The sequence below is a fragment of the Streptomyces sp. WAC 06738 genome (assembly GCF_003945505.1).
GTDB lineage: Bacteria > Actinomycetota > Actinomycetes > Streptomycetales > Streptomycetaceae > Streptomyces.
Genome location: NZ_CP029618.1, coordinates 2,606,879 through 2,629,269, shown reverse-complemented (window position 1 = coordinate 2,629,269; position 22,391 = coordinate 2,606,879). Strand labels below are relative to the sequence as shown.

Annotated in this window: 21 protein-coding genes and 1 tRNA gene; 16 read left to right on the top strand and 6 right to left on the bottom strand. The window is 74.1% G+C overall.

The features are described 5' to 3' along the window. Positions 1–33 precede the first annotated feature (33 nt). Positions 34–315, top strand: coding sequence for an HU family DNA-binding protein (locus tag DMB38_RS11070; RefSeq protein WP_027741684.1), 282 nt, complete (start codon positions 34–36; stop codon positions 313–315). A gap of 118 nt (positions 316–433) precedes the next feature. Here the strand turns inward: DMB38_RS11070 and murA are convergent, their stop codons facing one another. Then, positions 434–1,804: a UDP-N-acetylglucosamine 1-carboxyvinyltransferase gene (murA, locus tag DMB38_RS11065; RefSeq protein ID WP_125935028.1), complete on the bottom strand. Its 1,371-nt coding sequence runs from the start codon at positions 1,802–1,804 to the stop codon at positions 434–436. Positions 1,805–2,242: 438 nt separating this feature from the next. Between murA and DMB38_RS11060 the strand changes: the two genes are divergently transcribed. The 7 genes from DMB38_RS11060 (at position 2,243) to DMB38_RS11030 (ending at position 11,853) form a co-directional block, all read left to right on the top strand. Beyond that, the gene (locus tag DMB38_RS11060; RefSeq protein WP_047015997.1) at positions 2,243–2,824 is read left to right on the top strand and encodes a YqgE/AlgH family protein; all 582 of its coding nucleotides are present in this window, start codon (positions 2,243–2,245) and stop codon (positions 2,822–2,824) included. Positions 2,825–2,854: 30 nt separating this feature from the next. Beyond that, positions 2,855–3,154, top strand: a complete 300-nt coding sequence (locus DMB38_RS11055) for a DUF3039 domain-containing protein (protein ID WP_018843843.1) — start codon at positions 2,855–2,857, stop codon at positions 3,152–3,154. Positions 3,155–3,238: 84 nt separating this feature from the next. Beyond that, positions 3,239–4,924, top strand: a complete 1,686-nt coding sequence (locus tag DMB38_RS11050; RefSeq protein ID WP_125935027.1) for a beta-N-acetylhexosaminidase — start codon at positions 3,239–3,241, stop codon at positions 4,922–4,924. A 251-nt stretch (positions 4,925–5,175) separates the two neighbouring features. Next, complete coding sequence (locus tag DMB38_RS11045) at positions 5,176–6,072, top strand: FAD binding domain-containing protein (protein WP_047015995.1); 897 nt, start codon at positions 5,176–5,178, stop codon at positions 6,070–6,072. After that, complete coding sequence (locus DMB38_RS11040) at positions 6,069–7,772, top strand: 2Fe-2S iron-sulfur cluster-binding protein (protein WP_125935026.1); 1,704 nt, start codon at positions 6,069–6,071, stop codon at positions 7,770–7,772. The genes DMB38_RS11045 and DMB38_RS11040 overlap by 4 nt, the downstream gene beginning before the upstream one ends. 32 nt (positions 7,773–7,804) lie before the next feature. Further along, positions 7,805–10,048: a xanthine dehydrogenase family protein gene (locus tag DMB38_RS11035; RefSeq protein ID WP_240662689.1), complete on the top strand. Its 2,244-nt coding sequence runs from the start codon at positions 7,805–7,807 to the stop codon at positions 10,046–10,048. A 245-nt stretch (positions 10,049–10,293) separates the two neighbouring features. Continuing rightward, positions 10,294–11,853 (top strand): IPT/TIG domain-containing protein, encoded by a 1,560-nt coding sequence (locus DMB38_RS11030; protein WP_125935024.1) that lies wholly within the window; start codon positions 10,294–10,296, stop codon positions 11,851–11,853. Positions 11,854–11,907: 54 nt separating this feature from the next. On the opposite strand, the gene DMB38_RS11025 is transcribed toward DMB38_RS11030, so the two are convergent. Further along, a complete protein-coding gene (locus DMB38_RS11025) occupies positions 11,908–12,156 on the bottom strand; it encodes a DUF1330 domain-containing protein (RefSeq protein ID WP_125935023.1) in 249 nt (82 codons plus the stop codon). Positions 12,157–12,165: 9 nt separating this feature from the next. On the opposite strand from DMB38_RS11025, the gene DMB38_RS36775 reads away from it, so the two are divergent. The 3 genes from DMB38_RS36775 to DMB38_RS36765 are packed head-to-tail and all read left to right on the top strand — an operon-like array spanning position 12,166 to position 12,886. Next, complete coding sequence (locus DMB38_RS36775; RefSeq protein WP_240662118.1) at positions 12,166–12,339, top strand: TetR/AcrR family transcriptional regulator; 174 nt, start codon at positions 12,166–12,168, stop codon at positions 12,337–12,339. Positions 12,340–12,383: 44 nt separating this feature from the next. Continuing rightward, positions 12,384–12,782, top strand: a complete 399-nt coding sequence (locus tag DMB38_RS36770) for a TetR-like C-terminal domain-containing protein (protein ID WP_346429504.1) — start codon at positions 12,384–12,386, stop codon at positions 12,780–12,782. Beyond that, entirely contained in the window at positions 12,689–12,886 is a 198-nt protein-coding gene (locus DMB38_RS36765; RefSeq protein WP_240662810.1) for a hypothetical protein, read from the top strand. The genes DMB38_RS36770 and DMB38_RS36765 overlap by 94 nt, the downstream gene beginning before the upstream one ends. Before the next feature lie 75 nt (positions 12,887–12,961). Here DMB38_RS36765 and DMB38_RS11015 read toward each other — a convergent pair. Beyond that, a tRNA-Cys gene (locus DMB38_RS11015) sits at positions 12,962–13,036 on the bottom strand. Positions 13,037–13,247: 211 nt separating this feature from the next. Here DMB38_RS11015 and DMB38_RS11010 point away from each other — a divergent pair. Next, positions 13,248–14,708 carry an MFS transporter gene (locus DMB38_RS11010; RefSeq protein ID WP_240662117.1) on the top strand — a complete coding sequence of 487 codons (1,461 nt, stop codon included), beginning with the start codon at positions 13,248–13,250 and terminating at the stop codon, positions 14,706–14,708. Between the two features lie 314 nt (positions 14,709–15,022). Next, a complete protein-coding gene (locus DMB38_RS11005; protein WP_125935021.1) occupies positions 15,023–16,804 on the top strand; it encodes a DEAD/DEAH box helicase in 1,782 nt (593 codons plus the stop codon). A gap of 39 nt (positions 16,805–16,843) precedes the next feature. On the opposite strand, the gene DMB38_RS11000 is transcribed toward DMB38_RS11005, so the two are convergent. Then, entirely contained in the window at positions 16,844–17,257 is a 414-nt protein-coding gene (locus tag DMB38_RS11000; protein ID WP_125935020.1) for a helix-turn-helix domain-containing protein, read from the bottom strand. 24 nt (positions 17,258–17,281) lie between these two features. Here DMB38_RS11000 and DMB38_RS10995 point away from each other — a divergent pair, with 24 nt between their 5' ends. Together DMB38_RS10995 and DMB38_RS10990 are read left to right on the top strand one after the other, a co-directional pair. Further along, a complete protein-coding gene (locus tag DMB38_RS10995; protein WP_125935019.1) occupies positions 17,282–17,698 on the top strand; it encodes a DUF4440 domain-containing protein in 417 nt (138 codons plus the stop codon). Positions 17,699–17,723: 25 nt separating this feature from the next. After that, positions 17,724–18,389, top strand: coding sequence for a GyrI-like domain-containing protein (locus DMB38_RS10990; RefSeq protein ID WP_125935018.1), 666 nt, complete (start codon positions 17,724–17,726; stop codon positions 18,387–18,389). Here the strand turns inward: DMB38_RS10990 and DMB38_RS10985 are convergent. Further along, complete coding sequence (locus tag DMB38_RS10985) at positions 18,361–19,482, bottom strand: hypothetical protein (RefSeq protein WP_125935017.1); 1,122 nt, start codon at positions 19,480–19,482, stop codon at positions 18,361–18,363. The two genes, DMB38_RS10990 and DMB38_RS10985, sit on opposite strands and share 29 nt — an antisense overlap. Positions 19,483–19,729: 247 nt before the next feature. Then, positions 19,730–20,434, bottom strand: coding sequence for a fibronectin type III domain-containing protein (locus DMB38_RS10980; protein WP_164715960.1), 705 nt, complete (start codon positions 20,432–20,434; stop codon positions 19,730–19,732). Positions 20,435–20,666: 232 nt separating this feature from the next. Between DMB38_RS10980 and DMB38_RS10975 the strand changes: the two genes are divergently transcribed. Further along, positions 20,667–22,031, top strand: coding sequence for a sulfatase-like hydrolase/transferase (locus tag DMB38_RS10975; protein ID WP_125935015.1), 1,365 nt, complete (start codon positions 20,667–20,669; stop codon positions 22,029–22,031). The last annotated feature ends 360 nt before the right edge of the window (positions 22,032–22,391 follow it).

Here is a 22,391-nt window from a genome sequence, read left to right as displayed (position 1 = left end):
CGCCTCAATGGCAAGAAAACACGGGAGACAGATATGAACCGCAGTGAGCTGGTGGCCGCGATCGCAGAGCGCGCCGAGGTGACCCGCAAGGACGCCGACGCCGTGGTGGCCGCCCTCGCCGAGGTCGCCGGGGAGGTCGTCAGCAAGGGCGACGAGAGGATCACCATCCCCGGCTTCCTGACCTTCGAGCGCACGCACCGCAAGGCGCGCTCCGCCCGCAACCCGCAGACCGGCGAGCCGATCCAGATTCCCGCTGGTTACAGCGTGAAGGTCACGGCCGGCTCGAAGCTCAAGGAAGCGGCGAAGGGCAAGTAAGGCCCGCAGACCGAAGCAGGAGGGCGGCCGGACCCAGCGGGGGCGGCCGCCCTTCGCCTGTCCGGCCGCCCTCGTTCGTACGCGGACGGTGGCGTACGCGGACGGGGGCGGGCGGCGCTCAGCCTGCCGCGGCTGCCGCGGAGGCTGCGGCGGGGACGTCCGGCAGCTCCGCGCGGGCGCCGAGGTCCGCGAGCTTCTGCAGGAAGTTCTCGTAGCCGCGGTTGATCAGGTCGATGCCGTGCACCCGCGAGGTGCCCTGCGCCGCCAGCGCCGCGATGAGGTACGAGAAGCCGCCGCGGAGGTCCGGGATGACCAGGTCGGCGCCCTCCAGCTTGGTCGGTCCCGACACGACCGCGGAGTGCAGGAAGTTGCGCTGCCCGAAGCGGCAGGGGGTGCCGCCCAGGCACTCGCGGTAGAGCTGGATGTGCGCGCCCATCTGGTTGAGCGCGGAGGTGAAGCCGAGGCGGGACTCGTACACCGTCTCGTGCACGATCGACAGCCCCGACGCCTGCGTGAGGGCGACGACCAGCGGCTGCTGCCAGTCGGTCTGGAAGCCGGGGTGGACGTCGGTCTCCAGCGCGATGGCGTTCAGCGGCCCGCCGGGGTGCCAGAAGCGGATGCCCTCGTCGCCGATGTCGAAGGCGCCGCCGACCTTCCGGAAGGTGTTGAGGAACGTCATCATCGAGCGCTGCAGCGCGCCGCGGACGAAGACGTCGCCCTCGGTCGCCAGCGCTGCGGACGCCCAGGAGGCGGCCTCCAGCCGGTCCGGCAGGGCGCGGTGGGTGTAGCCGCCGAGCTGGTCCACGCCGGTGATGCGGATGGTCCTGTCGGTGTCCATCGCGATGATCGCGCCCATCTTCTGCAGGACGCAGATGAGGTCCTCGATCTCCGGCTCGACGGCCGCGTTGGACAACTCGGTGACGCCCTCGGCGAGCACGGCGGTCAGCAGCACCTGCTCGGTGGCCCCCACCGAGGGGTAGGGCAGCCGGATCTTCGTGCCGCGCAGCCGCTGCGGCGCCTCCAGGTACTGCCCGTCGGCGCGCTTGTCGATCCGGGCGCCGAACTGGCGCAGCACGTCGAAGTGGAAGTCGATGGGCCGGCCGCCGATGTCGCAGCCGCCGAGGCCGGGGATGAAGGCGTGGCCGAGGCGGTGCAGCAGGGGGCCGCAGAAGAGGATCGGGATACGGGACGAGCCCGCGTGCGCGTCGATGTCGGCGACGTGCGCGCTTTCGACGTGCGTCGGGTCGAGCACCAGCTCACCGGGCTCGTCGCCCGGACCCACGGTCACGCCGTGGAGCTGGAGCAGACCGCGCACCACCCGCACGTCGCGGATGTCCGGGACGTTGCGCAGCCGGCTGGGGGAACTGCCGAGCAGCGCGGCGACCATCGCCTTGGGCACGAGGTTCTTGGCCCCGCGGACGTGGATCTCGCCGCGGAGGGGCGTACCGCCGTGGACGAGGAGGACATCGGCGCTGTCAGGAGCTGTCATGAGGCTCGCGATCCTGGAGACGGACGGGGACAGACAGAAATGCTAATGCCCCGCACACCCCCTCCCCCCGGGCCGGGGCGGGGCGGGGGACGTCATGAATTCGCTACAGATCCGAAGGGACGAACGCGGAGGACTCTCCGTACGGCGCCGGGCCGCGCAGGGTGACGCCGGGGAGGGCGGGGCACCGGGGCGGGGGCGGAGCTCCCGGGTTCGGGGAGGGGTGGGGCGGGGGAGTCCCCGGCCCCCGGCGGGTGGGGGCGTGGAGGGGTCCGGAAGCCCCGGGGTGCGCGCCCTCGGGCGCGCCGGTACGTACCCCCTGGGTCGCGAGGGGCGGCCGGGGGCGGCCCCCGGGGTGCGTGCGTGCGCGCATTGCCGTATTCCTCGGCCGTCCTCGGCCGTCCGCTCCCCACACGCCCGTAACTGCGGGATCATGTCCGCATGACGGAGGTGTCATCCCTCACGGGCCGGTTGCTGGTCGCGACGCCGGCCCTCACCGATCCGAACTTCACCCGGACCGTGGTGCTCCTGCTCGACCACGACGACGAGGGGTCGCTCGGCGTCGTGCTCAACCGGCCGACCCCCGTCGGCGTCGGCGACGTGCTGCGGGACTGGGCCGACCTCGCCGGCGATCCCGGCGTGGTCTTCCAGGGCGGCCCGGTCTCCCTCGACTCCGCGCTCGGCCTCGCGGTGGTCCCCGGCGACAAGGGCGGCGTGCCCGGTGGCGAGGGGCCGCTCGGCTGGCGCCGGGTGCACGGCGCCATCGGGCTGGTGGACCTGGACGCCCCGCCCGAGCTGCTCGCGGCGGAGCTGGGCACGCTGCGGATCTTCGCGGGGTACGCCGGGTGGGGTCCCGGGCAGTTGGAGGAGGAGCTGGACGACGGCGCCTGGTACGTCGTGGAGTCCGAGCCCGGCGACGTGTCCTCGCCCGCGCCGGAGGGCCTGTGGCGGGCGGTGCTGCGGCGGCAGCGCAGCGAGCTGGCCATGGTCGCGACATATCCGGACGACCCGAGCCTGAACTGATCCGCGCCGGCGTCGGTACCCTTGGCCACCATGAGCACTCCTCTCCCCGAGCCCGAACGCGGAACCGGCACCGGCACCCTCGTCGAACCGACGCCGGAGGTGTCGCACGGCGACGGCGACCACGAGCGCTTCGCCCACTACGTCCAGAAGGACAAGATCATGGCCAGCGCGCTCGACGGCACCCCCGTCGTGGCGCTCTGCGGCAAGGTGTGGGTCCCGGGGCGCGATCCGAAGAAGTACCCCGTCTGCCCCATGTGCAAGGAGATCTACGAGTCCATGGGCGCCGGCGGCGGCAAGGACGGCGGTAAGGACGGCGGCAAGAAGAAGTAGCGGCTTCCCGGCCGCGGCCCCCGGTCCCCGGGTCGCGGCCGGAATGGTCTAGTCCAAATCGCCGTCCTGGGGCAGGATGAGGCCATGGATCTCATCCCCGCGCCCCGCAGCGCCGCCCGCACCAGCGACACCGCGACCTTCGCCCTGGGCCAGGGCACCGTCCTCGCCGCCGGCGAGGGGGCCGAGGGCGTCGCCCGGTGGCTGCGCGCCGAGATCGGTGCGGCCACCGGGCTGCCGCTCGCCCCCGGAGACCCGGCCGCCGCGGACGCCCTCGCCGATGCCGCGGACGCCCCCGGCCCCGACGGCGTCATCCGCCTCGCCGTCGACCCTGCACTCGCCCTCGCCGGCCGGCCCGCCGGTGCGGCCGGCGCCGAGGCGTACCGGCTGGAGATCGGCCCCGGCGGCGTCCGCCTCACCGGCGGCGGCCCCGCCGGGCTGTTCTGGGGCGCGCAGACCCTGCGCCAGCTCCTCGGCCCGCAGGCGTACCGCACCGCCCCCCTCGGCGAGCGCGCCTGGGAGCTGCCGCACTGCCGTGTCGAGGACGCCCCGCGGTTCGGCTGGCGCGGCTTCATGCTCGACGTCTCCCGGCACTTCCTCACCAAGCGCGAGGTGCTGCGCCACCTCGACCTGATGGCCGCGCACAAGCTCAACGTGCTGCACTTCCACCTCACCGACGACCAGGGCTGGCGCATCGAGATCAAGCGCCACCCCAAGCTCACCGAGGACGCCTCCTGGCGCCCGCGCACCAAGGTCGGCCACCGCGCCTCCGACATCTGGGACGAGCGTCCGCACGGCGGCTTCTACACCCAGGACGACCTCCGCGAGATCGTCGCGTACGCCGCCGCCCGGCACATCACCGTCGTCCCGGAGATCGACATCCCCGGCCACTCGCAGGCCGCCATCCACGCCTACCCCTGGCTCGGCAACACCGATGTCGTCGACACCGCGGCGCTCGACGTGTGGGGCGACTGGGGCGTCTCGGAGAACGTCCTCGCGCCCACCGAGGAGGTGCTGCGCTTCTACGAGGGCGTCTTCGAGGAGGTGCTGGACATCTTCCCCTCGACGTTCGTCCACGTCGGCGGTGACGAGTGCCCCAAGCACCAGTGGAAGTCCTCGCCCGCCGCCCAGGCCCGTATCCGCGAACTCGGCCTGGCCGACGAGGACGAGCTGCAGTCGTGGTTCATCCGGCACTTCGACCGCTGGCTCGCCGGCCGCGGCCGCCGCCTCATCGGCTGGGACGAGATCCTCGAAGGCGGCCTCGCCGACGGCGCCACCGTCTCCTCCTGGCGCGGCTACGCCGGCGGCATCGCCGCCGCGCGGGCGGGACACGACGTCGTCATGTGCCCGGAGCAGCAGGTCTACCTCAACTACCGCGAATCGGGCGCCCCGGACGAGCCCGTGCCGATCGCCCAGGTGCGTACGCTGGAGGACGTCTACCGCTTCGAGCCCGTGCCGCCGCAGCTCGAAGGCCCGGCCGCCAAGCACGTCATCGGCACCCAGGCCAACGTCTGGAGCGAGGTGCTGGAGAGCCCGCAGCGCTTCGACTACCAGGTCTACCCGCGGCTCGCCGCCTTCGCCGAGGTCGCCTGGTCCGCCCTGCCGCCGTCCGCCGAGCGGGACTTCGCCGGCTTCGCGGCCCGCATGGAGGAGCACTACGCGCGCCTCGACGCCCTCGGCGTCGACTACCGCCCGCCCGGCGGCCCGCGGCCGTGGCAGCGGCGCCCGGGAGTGCTCGGACGCCCGATCGAAGGACCGCCCCCGATCGTGTGAGCCTCGACCGCCGTTCCGGAAGTAGTACAAGACTCCCCGAAGAGTGACAATCCCCACGTGGTGTGGAGCAGGTCCCCATCCGGGCCCGCGAGTTGGGCGCCGAGCGGGGTACGCTCGTGTTCTTCCGCGCCGCCGGAGGCGGCCCCGGACCGTGACGGATGTGCCAGAGTTGCCACGTCCCGGCCGGGAGCCCGTACCGTACGGCGGAACGGCCGGAACTCCTGGGGGACACTGCGGAAGGGGCAGCCGGGTTGACCACTCACGCACCGCAGGCCGCACCGACGGTGGTGCTGCCGGACTCGCTCGACGAAGCGGTCGCGGCGCTCGTCGCCATGCCCGCCGCCGTGCCCGTCGCCGGGGGAACCGACCTCATGGCGGCCGTCAACGCGGGCCTGCTGCGCCCCTCCGCGCTCGTCGGCCTCGGCCGGATCAGCGAACTGCGCGGCTGGCAGTACCAGGACGGCGCCGCCCTCCTCGGCAGCGGCCTGACCCACGCGCGCATCGGGCGGCCCGACTTCGCCGCGCTCATCCCCGCGCTCGCCGCCGCCGCGCGCGCGGCGGGCCCGCCGCAGGTGCGCAACGCGGCCACCCTCGGCGGCAACATCGCCTCTGCCGACCGCACCGGCGACACGCTGCCGGTGCTGGCCGCGCTCGACGCCACCGTGGTGATCGCGGAACCCGGGGGCGGGCACCGCGAGATCCCGGTCAGCCACCTCCTCGCGGGCGTGGAGATGCTGCGCACCGGCGAGCTGATCGCGTTCGTACGGGCGCCGCTGCTGCACGCGCCGCAGGTGTTCCTCAAGGCCACCGGGCGTACCGGGCCGGGGCGCGCGGTCGCCTCGGTCGCGTTGGTGCTCGACCCGGCGCGCCGCTCGGTGCGGTGCGCCGTCGGCGCGGTGGCGCCCGCGCCGCTGCGGCCGATGGAGGCCGAGCAGTGGGTCGCGGGCCTGATGGACTGGGACGGCCACCGCGGGCTGCCCCCGGAGGCGCTGGCCGCCTTCGGCGAGTACGTCGCCGCCGCGTGCATCCCCGACCCGCCGCCGGGCGCGGAGGGCGAGGAGCCGCCGCGGCTGCCGGCGGCGGCGCTGCATCTGCGGCGTACGGTGTCGGCGCTGGCCCGCCGGGCACTGGGGAGGGCGCTGTCGTGAGCCGGGACCACCAGGACGAGCAGCAGCCGCAGTACGGCACCGGGGGCTGGCAGCCGATGCCGCAGGGCGCGGATGGCGACCCGGACGCCACGGCGTTCGTGCAGTTGCCGCCGGAGGCGTTTCCCGAGGCCGACGCGGGCGCGCCGCTCGCGGCGCCGGGGCACGGGTACGTGCCGCCGCCGATAGCGGTTCCGGCGACGGACCCGGGGCAGACGGGGCAGTTCCAGATCCCGGAGGGGCTGAGCGGGCAGACCGCCCAGGAGGCGCCGGAGACGTACGGGCACGGCGAGGCGTACGGGTACGGACCGGAAGGGGCCGGGCCCGGCCCGGACGACGGCCACGGCGGGGCGCACGGCCCAGGCCACGGCGACCAGCACGGCGACGGCGGGGCCCGGCCCCGGCGGTCGGGCGCCGGGGGCTTCGGGCAGGCGGGCCTGCGCGCGGTGGCGGAGAGCCGGCGCACGGCGGCCTATGGGGGTTCCCCCGCCGGTGAGAGTGGGGGCACCCCCGCCGGCGGGGGAGTAGCCGGTGGGGGAGGGTACGCGCAGGACGCGCCGGACGGCGGGCAGGGCGCGTACGGACTGCGGCAGGATGCCGGCCACGACGGCGGCGCGCAGCCGTGGGCGGATCCGGGCTACCCCGTGGACCAGGACCCCGGCACGGGCACGTGGCCCGGCGCCGCCGCGCACGCGGGCGCCGGCGAAGGACCGTACGGCGTCCCCCCGGGCCCCGCGCCGCACCCCGCCGACCACGAAGGCCCTCCCGCCGAGGGACAGATCAGCGCCTGGCGCCCGGTGCCGCAGGACGGCGACACGTCGCCCGGCTGGGCGATCCCCACCGCGCCCGACGACCTGCCGGAGGACTCCGGCGAGTACGCGCTGCACGACCGCTCCGTGGGCGAAGGGCAGCCGGACGGAGACGCCCGGGAGCACGCGGCGCCGGAGGCGGACGTACCGCTGCCGCCGGAGACCGGCCACGCCGGCCCCGGGGACGAACCGGAGCCGGAGGCCGTCCCGGCCGGGACCGGGCCGGAGCCCGCCCCCGCCTCCGCCCTCGCGGCGGACGAACACCCCCTCGCGTCGTACGTGCTGCGTGTCAACGGCGCCGACCGCCCGGTGACCGGCGCGTGGATCGGGGAGTCCCTGCTCTACGTGCTCCGCGAGCGGCTCGGCCTCGCCGGCGCCAAGGACGGCTGCTCGCAGGGCGAGTGCGGCGCGTGCTCGGTGAAGGTCGACGGCCGGCTCGTGGCGGCGTGCCTGGTGCCGGCGGCGACGGCCGCGGGCGCCGAGATCCGCACCGTCGAGGGCCTGGCCGACCAGGGCGTGCACTCCGACGTGCAGCGCGCGCTGGCCGCGTCGGGCGCGGTGCAGTGCGGCTTCTGCGTGCCGGGTCTGGCGATGACGGTGCACGACCTGCTGGAGGGCAACCACTCGCCGAGCGACCTGGAGGCCCGCCAGGCGCTCAGCGGCAACCTGTGCCGCTGCACCGGCTACCGGGCCGTTCTCGACGCCGTCCAGGAGGTCATCGCGGGCCGCCGCGCCCCGGAGACGGAGGACGACGCCGAGGGCGCCGAGGGTGCCGAGCGCGCCCGCATCCCGCAGCAGGCGGGCCCGGGCGAAGGCGGTGCCCACCCCGCCCACGACACGGTCCGCATGCCCCCGCCCCGCCCCCCGAACCCCCACGAGGGAGGCCCCCGGTGACCTCCTCCCCGGAGCACACGGCCACGACCCCCATCCCCCCGGGCGGCCCCGAGGCGCACGGGATCGGGGCCTCGCTCCCCGCCGCGGACCTCGTCGCCAAGACCGAGGGCACCTTCCCGTACGCCGCCGACCTGTGGGCCGAGGGCCTCCTCTGGGCCGCCCTGCACCGCTCCCCGCACGCGCACGCGCGGATCGTCTCCGTCGACACCTCCGCCGCCGAGGCCATGCCCGGCGTCCGCGTCGTCGTCACCCACCGCGACCTGCCCGACGCCGCCGACCACGGCCGGGGCGTACGGGACCGGCCCGTCTTCGCGCACGACGTCGTACGGCACCACGGCGAGCCCGTCGCCGCCGTCGCCGCCGACCACCCCGACACCGCGCGGCTGGCCGCCGCCGCCATCGCCGTCGAGTACGAACTGCTCGACCCCGTGACCGACCCGCAGGCCGCCTTCGAGGCCGAGCCCCTGCACCCCGACGGCAACCTGATCCGGCACATCCCGCTGCGCTACGGCGACCCGCAGGCCGCCGGCGAGGTCGTCGTCGAGGGCATGTACCGCATCGGCCGCCAGGACCCCGCGCCCATCGGCGCCGAGGCCGGTCTCGCCGTGCCGCGCCCCGACGGCGGCGTGGAGATCTACGCGGCCGCCACCGACCCCCACTCCGTACGCGACCAGGTGTCCGCCTGCCTGGGCCTGGCCGCGGACCGGGTGAAGGTCGTCGTCACCGGCGTCCCCGGCGCCACGGGCGACCGCGAGGACGGCTCCATGCAGTTGCCCCTCGGGCTGCTCGCGCTGCGCACCGGCTCGCCCGTGAAGCTCCTCGCCACCCGCGAGGAGTCGTTCCTCGGCCACGCCCACCGCCACCCCACCCTGCTGCGCTACCGGCACCACGCCGACTCCCGCGGCAAGCTCGTCAAGGTCGAGGCGCAGATCCTCATGGACGGCGGCGCCTACGCCGACACCTCGGCCGACGCGCTGGCCGCCGCGGTGTCGTTCTCGTGCGGCCCGTACATCGTCCCGCACGCGTTCGTCGACGGCTGGGTGGTCCGTACGAACAACCCGCCCTCGGGGCACGTCCGCGGCGAGGGCGCCATGCAGGTCTGCGCGGCGTACGAGGGGCAGATGGACAAGCTCGCCGCCGCCCTCGGCATGGACCCCGCGGAGCTGCGCGCGCGCAACGTGATGGCCACCGGCGACCTGCTGCCCACCGGCCAGACCGTCACCTGCCCGGCACCCGTCGCCGAACTCCTCACGGCCGTACGCGAAGCGCCGCTGCCGCCCGCGGAGGCGAGCCTGCTGCCCGGCGGCCCCGAGGGCGCGGGCGAGCCGGGCGTCGTGCGCCGGGGCGTGGGCTACGGGCTGGGCATGGTGCACATGCTGGGTGCCGAGGGCGCCGACGAGGTGGCCACCGCGACGGTCCGCGTCAGCGGCGGCGTCGCGACCGTCATCTGCGCGGCCGTCGAGACAGGGCAGGGCTTCGCCACCCTGGCCCGGCAGATCGTGCAGGAGGTCCTCGGCGTCGACGAGGTGCACACCGCGCCCGTCGACACCGACCAGCCCGCCGCCGGGCCCGCCTGCCACGGGCGGCACACCTGGGTCTCGGGCGGCGCGGTGGAGCGGGCCGCGAAGATGGTCCGTACCCAGCTGCTCCAGCCGCTGGCGCAGAAGTTCGGCATGTCCGCCGAGCTGCTGACGATCGCCGACGGCAAGATCACGTCGTACGACGGCGTGCTCTCGACGACGGTCGCGGAGGCGCTGGAGGGCAAGGAGCTGTGGGCCACGGCGCAGTGCCGCCCGCACCCTACGGAGCCGCTGGACGCCCACGGGCAGGGCGACGCCTTCGTGGGCATGGCGTTCTGCGCGGTGCGCGCGGTGGTGGACGTGGACGTGGAGCTGGGCGCGGTGCGGGTGGTGGAGATGGCCGTCGCGCAGGACGTCGGCAAGGTGCTCAACCCGCGGCAGCTCGCGGCCCGGATCGAGGCGGGCGTCACGCAGGGCGTGGGCGCGGCGCTCATGGAGAACCTCCGTACGAACAAGGGCATCGTCCGCCACCCCGACCTCACCGGCTATCCGCTGCCCACGGCCCTCGACGCGCCCGACGTGCGGATCGTGAAGCTGATCGAGGAGCGGGACGTGGTGGCGCCGTTCGGCGCGAAGGCGGCGAGCGCGGTGCCGGTGGTGACGTCGCCCGCGGCGGTCGCGGCGGCGGTGCGGGCGGCGACGGGGCGGCCGGTGAGCCGGCTGCCGATCCGGCCGCAGTCGGCGGCGGTGCAGTAACCGCCGGTGCGGCGGGCCGGGGTGCAGTAGGGGCACCTTCGGGGGCGTTGGGCGCTCAATGCCCGTGATGCGCAGGATGAGGCGGTACGGTCCGCGGGAAGAGCCGCGGCCGTACGCACCCGCACCCCCCTGCCCGTACCTCCTGCCCGTATCACATCCGCCCCCGCCCGTACCGCCGAGACGTGCTCCTCCGGGGCCTCACCGCCCCGCCCCCGACGCCGACGCTGAGCAGGCAAGGAGCACGTATGAAGACCGCACCCCCCGCCACCCCCGTGACCTCCCACGCCCCGCTCAGCTCCCAGGTCACCATGACCCTCGCCGCGCTCGCCGCCACGGCCGCGACGCCGCGGCCCTCGGGGGAGACGGTGGCGGAGCAGACCGCGCGGATCCGCCGCGGCATCGTGGCGCAGTTGCAGAGCTCCACGGTCGTCAGCGGGTGGGAGCTGCTCTGGCTGGCCCTCAGCCCGGACAACGCCAACCTCGTCTACGTCGCCCTCAACACCGACGGCTCGAACCAGATCGCGGTCGTCGTCCGCGGCACGGTCGGCAGCCCGGCCGACATGCTCGAAGACCTCGACGTCGGCACGCTGGTGACGTTCACCCCGGCCCAGGGCGTGGCGCCGCTGGCGGTCTCGGCGGGCGCGATGGCGGCGTTCACGCAGGTCGCGACGGTCCGCGGGGCGGAAGGGCTGGCGGGGGACGTGACCGGCGCGGGGCCGGTCCCGCTGACGGCCACGCTCACGGAGGAACTCGCCGCCCTGCTGCAGAACCTCCCGCCGTCGCCCCAGCCCACCGTCTACGTCATCGGCCACAGCCTCGGCGGCTGCGTCGCCACCATGCTCGCCCCGTACCTCCAGGCGTGGAGGTGGCCGGCGAACCCCCCGCGGCTCGCCCTCGTCACGTACGCCGCGCCGACCGCGGGCGGGCAGGGCTTCGCCGACTACGTCGACTCGCTGCCCTGGGCGCAGTACGAGCGCCACGTCAACGCGTACGACCTGATCCCGCTGGCCTGGTCGGACCTGAGGGCGGCGACGGACTGGTACCCGTCGCCGGGTCCCGCGGCGACCGACAAGGTGAAGGAACTGCTGCACGTGATCGACGGGTTCAGGAAGGGCAACGTCTACGTCCAGCCCGGCGCGGACGACCCGATCACGGTGAACCCGCACTACCACACGAACGACGGGGCGCTCACCAACAAGACCACCGCGGACTTCCTGGGCCAGGTCGCGTACCAGCACGCCGACGACACGTACCTCGCCCTGCTGGACGCCCCGGCGCCGGACCCGGGACCGGTGGTGACCGGCCTGAGCCCCACCACCGGGCAGGGCGGCACGGAGGTCACGATCACGGGCACCGGCTTCGACACGAACACCGCCGTCGACTTCGGCACGGTGCCCTGCACGAACTACACCGTCGACTCCGCCACCACCATCACGGCCTACGCCCCCGGCGGCGCCGGCATCGCCGACGTCCGCGTCACCAACTTCCTCGGCACCTCCCCGGCCGCCCCGGCGGCCCGCTTCGCGTACGGCCTCACCGCCCCCGTGGCGATCACCTCGGTCTCCCCGGCCCGCGGCCGGGTCGACACCAAGGTCACCGTCAACGGCACTGGCTTCACCCGGGACGCGAAGGTCCTCTTCGGCAACCACGCCTCGACGCACGTCGAGCACGAGTCCTCCACGACCCTCACGGCCAGGGCCCCGCGCCACCTCCCCACGGACCCGGCGACGGTGGACATCATGGTCGTCACGGACACCGCCACGTCCCCCACGGGCCCGTACGACGAGTTCACCTACGGCGACTGACCGCCCGCCGCGTCCGGGGAGCCCTCCCCTGCCACGGCACCGGTGGCGGCACGGCTACGCCGGAAGGGAGAACCCCTCGGGCGGCGAGCCCTCGGCGAGGAGCATGCCGACCCGGATCTTGTCCCCGCGTATCTCCCGGGCCCGCCGGTACTCGGGGGAGTCGTACCACTCCCGGACCCGGGCCATGTCGGGAAACTCGATGAGCAGGAACCGGAGGGAGTCCCAGGTGCCTTCGACGGGCTCGGGCGTGGGGCCCGCGACCAGACAGCGGCCGCCGTGGCCGAGGGCGACAAGGGCGGACACGTCCCGGCCGTGCGGAGCCGCCGGAAGCGGCTGCGGGCCGGGACGACCCGGGAGATCAAGGCCATCGCGCTGCGGCAGATGACGGAAGGGGGGCCCGGGGCGATCTCCCTGCGCGGCATCGCCCGCGAGATGGGGATGACGGCTCGCGCGATCTACAGCTACTTCCCACCCGGGACGACCTGATCACCGCGCTGATCATCGGAATCGGCACCTCACTAGGGGAGGCGGTGGAAACGGCCGTCAACGCCGTGCCCGAGACCGATCCCGGCGGCAGGCTGCCGGCCTGGGGCCAGGCCCTGAGGGAGTGGGCGCTGGCCCACCCGGAGAGCTCCCGGCTCTTCTACGGACAGCCCGTCCCCGGCTACCGCCCCCCTGAGGAAGGGCCGGACCAGGCGGCACGCCGCGTGTGCCGCGAACTCACCCGCCTGGTGGCCGAAGCCCGGCCCCAGGCCCGGCACCGGCAGCCCGAGGGACCTCCCGGTCCGACCTCCACCCGGAACACGCCGCGAAGATCCAGACGGACCTCCCGTCCGTGCCCCTCGCCGCGGCGGCATTCGCGCTGCGCGTATGGGGCAGGATGCACGGCCTGGCGGCCCTCGAGGTCGACGGCCACATCCGCCCCGTAGCAGGCAACCCGGCGGCCCCGCACCGCGCCGAAATGCCCGACCTGGTCAGGTCCCTGGGCCTGGCCGGCCGCGAATCCGCCGCGCCGGCCACCCGGGAAACCTGACAGCAGCCCCCGGAGCAGCCGTGCCCCGCAACCCGGCGGTGTGCGACGGCCTTTCCGCCTGGCCGGTCAGAGACGTGGAGGCCGTGGCGGGAATCGAACCCGCGTAACTCGCTTTGCAGGCGAGCCCCTCAGCCACTCGGGCACACGGCCTTGGTACTCCGTCGAGCGTAGGCGGGGGGAGGGGCGGGGCTCAATGCGCGGCGGGGGGATGTCACACGGTGGCAACAGCGTGTGCATCCCGGCGACGTATCCGGGTGTGGCCCGGGCGGGGTGAGCGGGTGGGGGACTAGGACCAAGGGACCGGAGGGTTCGCGACCTCCGACAGGGGCTCTTGTCGGTGTGGGGACTTACCCTGCTGCTCATGGCCAGCCTCGAATCGCGCGACACCGACGTCGCTCCCGCCGGCGCCCCGCCCGCCCCCGAGGGCGTGCTGCGGCGGCCGTACCGGGCGCTCAGCATCGGGATCGTCACCGTCGTCCTGCTCATCGCGTTCGAGGCCACCGCCGTGGGCACCGCGATGCCCGTCGCCGCGCACGACCTGGACGGCATCGGGCTCTACGCCTACGCCTTCTCCGCCTTCTACACCACCGCTCTCTTCGCCATGGTCTTCTCCGGCCAGTGGTGCGACAGCAGCGGGCCGCTGCGGCCGCTGACCGCCGGGATCGGGGCGTTCGCGGTCGGGCTGGTGATATCCGGGACCGCGCAGACGATGTGGGCGTTCGTCGCCGGGCGGGCGGTACAGGGGCTCGGCGGCGGGCTGGTGATCGTCGCGCTGTACGTGACCGTGAGCCGGGCGTATCCGGAGCGGCTGCGGCCGTCGATCCTCGCCGCGTTCGCCGCGTCGTGGGTGGTGCCGTCGGTCGTGGGGCCGCTGGCGGCCGGGGGCGTCACGGAGCACGTGGGGTGGCGCTGGGTCTTCCTCGGCATACCGCCGCTGGTCGTCGTCCCGCTGGTCGTCGCCCTCCCCGCGATACGCCGCCGCGCCCGCGGCCCCGTCGACCCCGCCGCGCCGCCCGCCCTCGACCGGCGCCGTATCCGGCTCGCGCTGGCCATCGCGGCGGGCGGCGGGCTGCTGCAGTACGCGGGGCAGGACCTGCGCTGGCTCTCGCTGCTGCCTGCGCTGGCCGGGGTCGCGCTGCTGGTGCCCGCGGTGCGGGTGCTGCTGCCGCGGGGCACCTACGTCGCCGCGCGCGGGCTGCCCACCGTGGTGCTGATGCGCGGCATCGCGGCCGGGTCGTTCATCGCCGCGGAGAGCTTCGTGCCGCTGATGCTGGTCACCCAGCGCGGGCTGTCGGTGACCGAGGCCGGCATGTGCCTGGCGGTCGGCGGGGCGACCTGGGCGCTGGGCTCCTGGACGCAGGCGCGGCCCCGGCTGGACCCGTACCGGACGCGGCTCGTCCGCATCGGCATGCTGCTGGCGGCCACGGCGATCGCGACGGCGCCGCTGGTGCTGGTGGAGTCGCTGCCGGTGTGGATCGTCCCCGTCGAGTGGGCCTTCGGGTGCTACGGGATGGGGATGGTCATCTCCGGTACGAGCGTGCTGCTCCTGAAGCTCTCGGCCCCCGAGGAGGCCGGCACCAACTCCGCCGCCCTCCAGCTCTCCGACAGCCTCGCCAACGTCGTCCTCCTGGCCGTCGCGGGCGTCATCTTCGCCGCCCTCGGCGGCGCGGCCGTCGGCCACGGCGCCCTGGGCGCCGGCGGCGACGCCCACGCGGGCGCGTTCGTGGCGGTACTGCTGCCGATGGCGGGGGTGGCCCTGGTCGGCGCGGCGGTGGCGGGGAGACTCCGTACGGCGCCGGGGGCGAAGGCCGTTGCGGGTTGAGGCGTACGGGCGCAGGGGGCGTACGGGCTCGGCGGGGGCGTACGGGCTCGTGAGGGGTGGCGCGTCGATACGGCACCCGTCAGGTCGTGTCGGTACGAAACGCTTCGATGCCCGTCACCGCGCGTGGGCCGTCCCTCGTCGTAGCGCTTCGATACCCGCCTCATCCCGTCGGGACGCGAACCGGACGTCTCCGGACCCGGGTTCGTGTGAGGCTCCTCTCGTTCGGTGCGCCGCGGGTGGTGCGTGGGGCGGCGGTAGGCTGACGCGGTTGCCGACGAGCAGCCGCCAGTGACGACCGACCCCACCCGGAGACCGTGAGCACCACCTCTCATCACCTCTCACCGGCCTTCCCCGGCCGTGCCCCCTGGGGCACCGCCGGCAAGCTGCGTGCCTGGCAGGAAGCGGCCATGGACCGCTATCTGCAGTCCCAGCCGCGCGACTTCCTCGCCGTCGCCACCCCCGGCGCCGGCAAGACGACCTTCGCGCTCACCCTCGCCTCCTGGCTGCTGCACCACCACGTCGTGCAGCAGATCACCGTCGTCGCGCCCACCGAGCACCTCAAGACGCAGTGGGCCGAGGCCGCCGCCCGTATCGGCATCCGGCTCGACCCCGAGTACAGCGCGGGGCCGGTCGGCAAGAGCTACCACGGCGTGGCCGTCACCTACGCCGGCGTAGGCGTACGGCCCATGCTGCACCGCAACCGCTGCGAGCAGCGCAAGACGCTCGTCATCCTCGACGAGATCCACCACGCCGGCGACTCCCGCTCCTGGGGCGAGGCGTGCCTGGAGGCGTTCGAGCCCGCGACCCGGCGGCTCGCGCTCACCGGCACTCCCTTCCGCTCGGACACCAACCCCATCCCCTTCGTCGTCTACGAAGAGGGCAACGACGGCATCCGCCGTTCCTCCGCCGACTACACCTACGGCTACGGCAACGCCCTCGGCGACGGCGTCGTGCGCCCCGTCATCTTCCTCTCCTACAGCGGCAACATGCGCTGGCGCACCAAGGCGGGCGACGAGATCGCCGCGCGTCTCGGCGAGCCGATGACCAAGGACGCCACCGCCCAGGCGTGGCGCACCGCACTCGACCCGCGCGGCGACTGGATGCCCAACGTCCTCAGCGCCGCCGACCGCCGCCTCACCGAGATCCGCCGCGGCATCCCCGACGCCGGCGGCCTCGTCATCGCCGCCGACCAGGACTCCGCCCGCGCCTACGCCAAGTTGCTCAAGGAGATCACCGGGCACCGCGCCACCGTCGTGCTCTCCGACGACGCGGGGGCGTCGAAGCGTATCGACGAGTTCACGGACTCCGGGGACCGCTGGATGGTCGCGGTGCGGATGGTGTCGGAGGGCGTGGACGTGCCGCGGCTCGCGGTCGGGGTGTACGCGACGACGATCTCGACGCCGCTGTTCTTCGCGCAGGCGGTGGGCCGGTTCGTACGGTCGCGCAGGCGCGGCGAGACCGCGTCCGTGTTCCTGCCGACGATCCCCGCGCTGCTCGGCTTCGCGCACGAGATGGAGGTCGAGCGCGACCACGTCCTCGACAAGCCGAAGCCGGACGGCGAGGAGGACCCGTACGCGGAGAGCGAGAAGGAACTCGCCGAGGCGGAGAAGCAGCAGGACGAAGAGACCGGCGACCAGGACGAACTGCCCTTCGAAGCGCTGGAGTCGGACGCGGTCTTCGACCGGGTCGTCTACGAGGGCGCCGAGTTCGGCATGCAGGCCCACCCCGGCAGCGAGGAGGAGCAGGACTACCTCGGCATCCCCGGGCTGCTGGAGCCGGACCAGGTGCAACTGCTGCTGCAGAAGCGGCAGGCGCGCCAGATCGCGCACAGCAGGAAGAAGCCGGCGGAGGACGCGGACCTGCTGGAACTGCCCGCCGACCGGCGTCCCGTGGTCACGCACCGCGAGCTGATGGAGCTGCGCAAGGAGCTGAACTCCCTGGTCGGCGCCTACGTCCACCAGAGCGGCAAGCCGCACGGGGTGATCCACACCGAGCTGCGCCGCGTCTGCGGCGGCCCGCCGAGCGCGGAGGCGACGCCGGGACAGATCCGGCAGCGGATAGCCAAGGTGCGGGAGTGGGCCACGCGGATGAAGTGAGCCCGGCCCGGGACGGCCGGGACGGGGCAGGGCGGGGAGTCAGTCGCGGAGCCGGGTCAGTTCCGCCCCGGTGCGGTACAGCTCCACGAGCAGCGGGCGCAGCGCCCGTCCGGCGGGGGTGAGGGTGTAGCGCGTACGGACGGGAAAGCCCGGGAGCCGCTCCTGGAGGACGAGCCCGCGGTCGCGCAGCGCGGCCAGCCGCTCGGTGAGCACCTTCGGGCTGATCTCTGGCAGCCCGGCGCGCAGGGCGCCGAAGGAGTGCGGGCCGCCTGCCAGTTCGCGCAGCACAAGGGTCGTCCAGCGGCCGGCGACCGCGTCGAGCGCGATCTCCACCGGGCAGTCCGGCTCGGGCCGGTACGTGCGCCCGGCGGGGGTCGGGACCAGCTCTTCGTCCCAGGTCTCCGCGTCCCGCGTCCCGCGGTCTGCACCGTCGGTTTCCGTTTGGTGAGCCACGCCGCGGTCGGCTTGGCTGCGTCCATGACCACTCACCCGCGCCCCGGCCACGCCGGCTCCCTCCGCCCGTACGAGGCCGAGCAGCTCCCGTACGCCTTCGCCGCCGCGTTCAACTCCGGCAGCCCGGACACCCTCTCCCGGATCTACGCCGACGACGCCGTCTTCGTTCCCCGCCCCGGCACCTGCGTCTCGGGGAGGGAGCTGGTGGCGGCCAACACCGCGTTCCAGGCGCTGGGCGTGCCCATCCGGGTCGAGCCGCGGCAGGTGTACGCCACCGGGGATACCGCGCTGCTCGTCGTGGACTGGGTCCTCGACGGGGAGGGGAAGGACGGGGTGCACGTCCGCCTTGAGGGCACCGCCACCGACGTTGCCCGCAGGGGAGCGGACGGAGTGTGGCGGTACGTGATCGACAACCCTTTCGGTACGGCGGCCGCGGCGTGACGGACCCGCCGGGCTAGGCTGCGCCATGCCCTCTTCCGACAGCCGGTCCGACGGTACGTACGACGTCAAGTACGACGTCAAGCGCGCGCTCAGGCATCTCTACGCGCCGAAGAACACCGACTGGGAGCTGGTCGACGTACCGGCGCAGCGCTTCCTCGCCGTCGACGGCGAGGGCGACCCCAACACGAGCGCCCGCTACGCCCGGGCCGTCGAAGCGCTTTACGCGGTCGCGTACACGGTGAAATTCGCCAGCAAGCGCACCCTGGGCCGGGACTTCGTCGTCGGACCGCTCGAAGGGCTGTGGTGGGCGGACCGCCCGGAGGTCTTCGTGGCGCGCGACAAGGGCGCCTGGCAGTGGCGCATGCTGATCAGCCTGCCGGAGTGGATCACCGACGACTTCGTCGAGGAGGCGAAGCGGGCGGCGCTCGCGAAGAAGGGCGCCGCCGCTCTGCCCGCGCTGCCGCTTCTCCGCGTCGAATCGCTTCGCGAGGGCACCAGCGCGCAGCTCCTGCACGTGGGCCCGTACGACGACGAAGGGCCCGCGCTGGCCAGGCTCCACGACGAGTACCTGGCCGCGAACGGCCTCCGGATGACCGGGCACCACCACGAGGTCTACCTGAGCGACCCGCGGCGCGCCCGGCCGGAGAAGCTGAAGACCGTACTCAGGCAGCCTGTCGAACGGACGGAGTGACCGCGCGCTCGGGGTGCCGGGTGCGCTCGTAGCGGAGAAAGGCCGAGATCCGGCCGGTGACCGGGTCGTGCTCCACGACGACGTAGCGGCCGAGGACGGCGAGGGCGACGACGCAGGCGCCCATCTCCAGGCCCTCCTCGACGAGGGTGCCGAGCATGAGCGTGAGGCTGTGGTCGTTCTTGTGCGCCCAGCCGTTGAACGCTTCGACGACCAGCGCGCCCCCCAGATACACCCCGAGCGCCCCCAGCAGCCCGAACCGCAGATCCCGCGGCAGCCGCCGCGCCCACACCACCGCGACCACGACGCCCGCCACGGCGAGGATCGCCCCGGGCAGCACCCAGGCGTGCGACGGAAGCGCCACTCCCGCGGTGTTCTTCCACGACTTGCCGACCTCGCCGAGGCGTTCGTGGAGGGAGACGGTCTCGTCGATGCTGAGTGTCGCGGTGGCGGCGGAGAACCCGAGCCACGACAGCCGGCTGGGACGGGCACCGTGCCCGCTGAGCAGCGCGGCGGCGAGGGCGACGCCGGCGACGGCGAGGAGGAGGGTGCTGTTCCACCAGGTGGCGAGGTTGGCTTCGAGGTCGACGTTCATCATGCGGCGGACGCCGGGTATGGGCTCGAAGTGGTTGAAGCCGCGGGTGAGGAGATCGGCGGCGAGCACGAGGACGGTGATGCCCCCGGCGCCCCAGAGCACCCAGCGCCGGGCGGGGGGTGGGGCGGCTTCGGCGACGGGGCCGGCGGGGCCGGTTGCGGCGATGCCGGCGGTGTCGGCGACTGGGGCGGTGTCGGCGGCTGGAGCGGTGCCCGCGACGACCGTGGTGTCGGCGACTGGGCCCGTTGCGGCGACGTCTGCGGTTTCGGGGGCCTCGGCCGCCTCGGCGGTCTCGGTGACGTCGGCGGCTTCGGCAGGTTCGGTGACCTCTGCGGCTTCGGCGGCTTCGGTACCCCCGCGGTCCCCTTCGCGCTCCCGGCCGGGCTCGTTCCCCCCGCTACCCCCGTCGGCGTCGGCGTCAGCCTTGGTCTTGGACGCGGAATCGGCGGGTCCGCCGCCGGTGCCGTCCGCGTCCGGCTGGTGTATCTCAAGGTCGGTCATAAGCGCGGAGATTAACGGCAGGCGACGAGGGTGAACTGCCCGGGGTGCCCTTGTATGAAGCAGTTCTCACGCCTCCTTCATCCATGTGGGGAACTCGCCCCCGCCGAGGGAAAATCCGGCAACGAGCATGAAAGCCCCCTTCATCAGCACGTTCTCGCGGTGAAGGGGCGGGGGCGAGCGGCCGCGGTGGCGGGGAAGCGGTGCTTCCCCGCCACCGCGGATGGATCGTTGGAGAGCAGTCAGGGGTTCAGCAGAAGTCGGCGGAGCGCGGCGCCGAGACGTTGCCCGAGCTGTCGATGGCGCGGACGGTGATGGTGCAGCCGGTGAGCCGCGGGTCGCCGATGTTGGGGTGGTCGCCGTAGAAGGTCCTGCCGGCGATGACGTGGTCGGTGCCGCCGTCGGTGGTCACCCGGTACCGCAGTCCGCGCGGGAAGTTGACGTTGTCGGTCGCGCCGCTCCACCACACGTAGTTGGCTCCGTCCGCCACCTCCTCGGGCTGGATCCTGGTCACGGGCGACGGGGGCTCGGTGTCGGGGTCGACGCCGGTGGTGATCGTGCCCGGCGAGCTGGTCCCGGAGACGTTGCCGGCGGCGTCGCGGGCCCGCACGGTGAAGGAGTAGCCGGTGTCCGGTTGCAGCCCGGTGAACTCGGTTCCCCATCTCTCCGCCGATACGACCTTGGTCGTCTCGCCGTTGCTGACCAGGAACTCGGTGACGCCGACGTTGTCCGGCGCGACGGTGGGGTCCGAGAAGTCGAACTCCATGGTGACGCTCGTGCCGGTCCGGTCCACGAACTTCGGCGGCAGGGGTGTCTGCGGCGGCTCGTCGTCACCGGCGGCCGCGGCGGGGACGACGCCGGGGACCGCCAGGGCGGCGGCGATCAGCCCGCCGAGGAGGGCGAGTGCCGGGGCGGGGACGCGCCTGCGCCGAGGGGACATCGTGGTGCGGTGCATGGTTCCTCCGGTTCTCGTTCCGATGGAGCACGTACGGAAGTACGCGCTTTCCGCGGGCAGTACGGGCCGGGGAGCCGCCGCGTTCACGGCCCGCCGGGCCGGACGGCGTACGGCCCCTCACGAGGGTGCGCCGCGGGACGTAGCCGCGGTGCCGCTCAGGGGATGACGATCACCGCGGGCGGGCGCACGTAGCTTGCGGGGATCTGTCGCCTCTCCGTAAGGATCCGAACTCGTGACTGGAACGCACCGGCCGAGTCGACGTGCAGTCCTCGGCGCCGGCACCGGGCTGGCGGTGGCTGCAGCGGGAACGCGCGCGGGCGCCGCGGTCCGCGGGCGGGACACCCGCGGCGTACGCCCGAACGTCGTGCTGATCATGCTCGACGACGTCGGCTACGGCGACGTGAGCCGGCTCGGCTCACGGAAGATCGAGACGCCGAACATCGACGGCGTGGGCGCCAGAGGCGTCACGTTCTCGCAGATGTACTCGCCGGGTCCGGTCTGCACCCCGGCCCGCGCCGGACTGCTCACCGGCCGCTACCCGCAACGCGTCGGCCTGCCCTGGGTGCCGGGGCCCGGCGCCCCGGACGGGATGCCCGCGTACGAACGTACGCTGGGGGAGATCCTCGGGCAGCGGGGATACCGCACCGGCCTCTTCGGCAAGTGGCACCTGGGCGACCCGGCCGAACGCCCGGAACTCAACCCGCTGCACCACGGCTTCGACGAATTCTTCGGCATACCCGGCTTCACCACGGACGCACCCTTCCCGGTCTACGACGGTGCGGAGATCGTCGACTGGCTGGAAGGGGACGAGCAGACCGGCCTGCCCCGGCGCCACACGGATCGCGCGATCGACTTCGTCCGCCGGAACCGGCACCGCCCCTTCTTCCTCTACCTGCCGTACACCCTCGCGCACACGCCGTACCACGTGGAGAAGCGCTTCGAGGGATCGTCGGGGGCGGGCCCCTACGGCGACCTCGTGCAGCAGGCCGACTTCCACATCGGACGGATGCTGCGGGAACTGCGGGTGTGCGGACTCGACGGGAACACGCTCGTCATGATCACCAGCGACAACGGGCCGGATGAGCACGGCACGGGGGGCCTGCGGGCGGGAAAGGGGTACACCTTCGAAGGCGGTATCCGCATGCCGTTCTTCGCGCAGTGGCCGGAGCGCATCGCGCCGGGGACCACGTACGACGACCCCGCGTGCTTCACCGACGTCGTGCCGACGGTCGCGGCGATCGCCGGGAGCGAACTCCCCGCGGACCGGCCGATGGACGGTATCGACCTGTGGGCGGCCGGGCGGGGGAGGCCGACCGCGGAGCGCGTGCTGTACCACTACCACGACTGGACCCTCAACGCCGTCCGCCGCGGCCGGTGGAAGCTCCACCTGCCGGGACGGAGGAACGGCCTGCAGCCCGAGCCGGGCGAGCCGCGCCCGCCGCTGCTGTACGACATCGGGGCGGACCCCGGTGAGCGGCACAACCTCGCGGGGGCGTATGGCCGTACGGTGCGGGAACTCACGGCGCTGGGCGCGCGGTTCGACGGGGAGATCCAGGCGGGGAGGGAGGGGGCGCTGCGGCGCGCGCGAGGGGGGTAGGGCGGGGGGCCCGGCTCCGGAGGGCCCGTACTCCGCCAGGCCCCCCATCTCCCCTCACACCCGCCCAAGGGTATGCGCCCGGACTGACAGCGCGGGGGGCGGTGGGGCGTTGAGCTGGTACGTCGTGTTTGTGCGGGCCGGGTGCGGGGGTACGGCGTCGGGGTGGCTGTGGTGCGCGGGGTGGGCCGGTGTGCGGGGTGGCGGCGAGGGGAGTGGCCGTGTCGTAAGGGCTCCCCCCGGGCCACCCCGCTTGTGAGTGTGCGGGCCTCCGCCCGGTGTCAAGGGCGTCCCCTCCGCTTCGCTGCGGGAACGTCGCTGCGCGATGGGGCTTCGCCCCACCCTTGACACCGGACTCCGGCC

Coding starts and splice junctions, on each gene's coding strand:
- murA (WP_125935028.1), bottom strand. CDS start 1,804: ATGACAGCTCCTGACAGCGCCGATGTCCTCCTCGTCCACGGCGGTACG.
- DMB38_RS11060 (WP_047015997.1), top strand. CDS start 2,243: ATGACGGAGGTGTCATCCCTCACGGGCCGGTTGCTGGTCGCGACGCCG.
- DMB38_RS11010 (WP_240662117.1), top strand. CDS start 13,248: ATGGCCAGCCTCGAATCGCGCGACACCGACGTCGCTCCCGCCGGCGCC.
- DMB38_RS11030 (WP_125935024.1), top strand. CDS start 10,294: ATGAAGACCGCACCCCCCGCCACCCCCGTGACCTCCCACGCCCCGCTC.
- DMB38_RS10985 (WP_125935017.1), bottom strand. CDS start 19,482: ATGACCGACCTTGAGATACACCAGCCGGACGCGGACGGCACCGGCGGC.
- DMB38_RS11050 (WP_125935027.1), top strand. CDS start 3,239: ATGGATCTCATCCCCGCGCCCCGCAGCGCCGCCCGCACCAGCGACACC.
- DMB38_RS10990 (WP_125935018.1), top strand. CDS start 17,724: ATGCCCTCTTCCGACAGCCGGTCCGACGGTACGTACGACGTCAAGTAC.
- DMB38_RS10995 (WP_125935019.1), top strand. CDS start 17,282: ATGACCACTCACCCGCGCCCCGGCCACGCCGGCTCCCTCCGCCCGTAC.
- DMB38_RS11055 (WP_018843843.1), top strand. CDS start 2,855: ATGAGCACTCCTCTCCCCGAGCCCGAACGCGGAACCGGCACCGGCACC.
- DMB38_RS10980 (WP_164715960.1), bottom strand. CDS start 20,434: ATGCACCGCACCACGATGTCCCCTCGGCGCAGGCGCGTCCCCGCCCCG.
- DMB38_RS11070 (WP_027741684.1), top strand. CDS start 34: ATGAACCGCAGTGAGCTGGTGGCCGCGATCGCAGAGCGCGCCGAGGTG.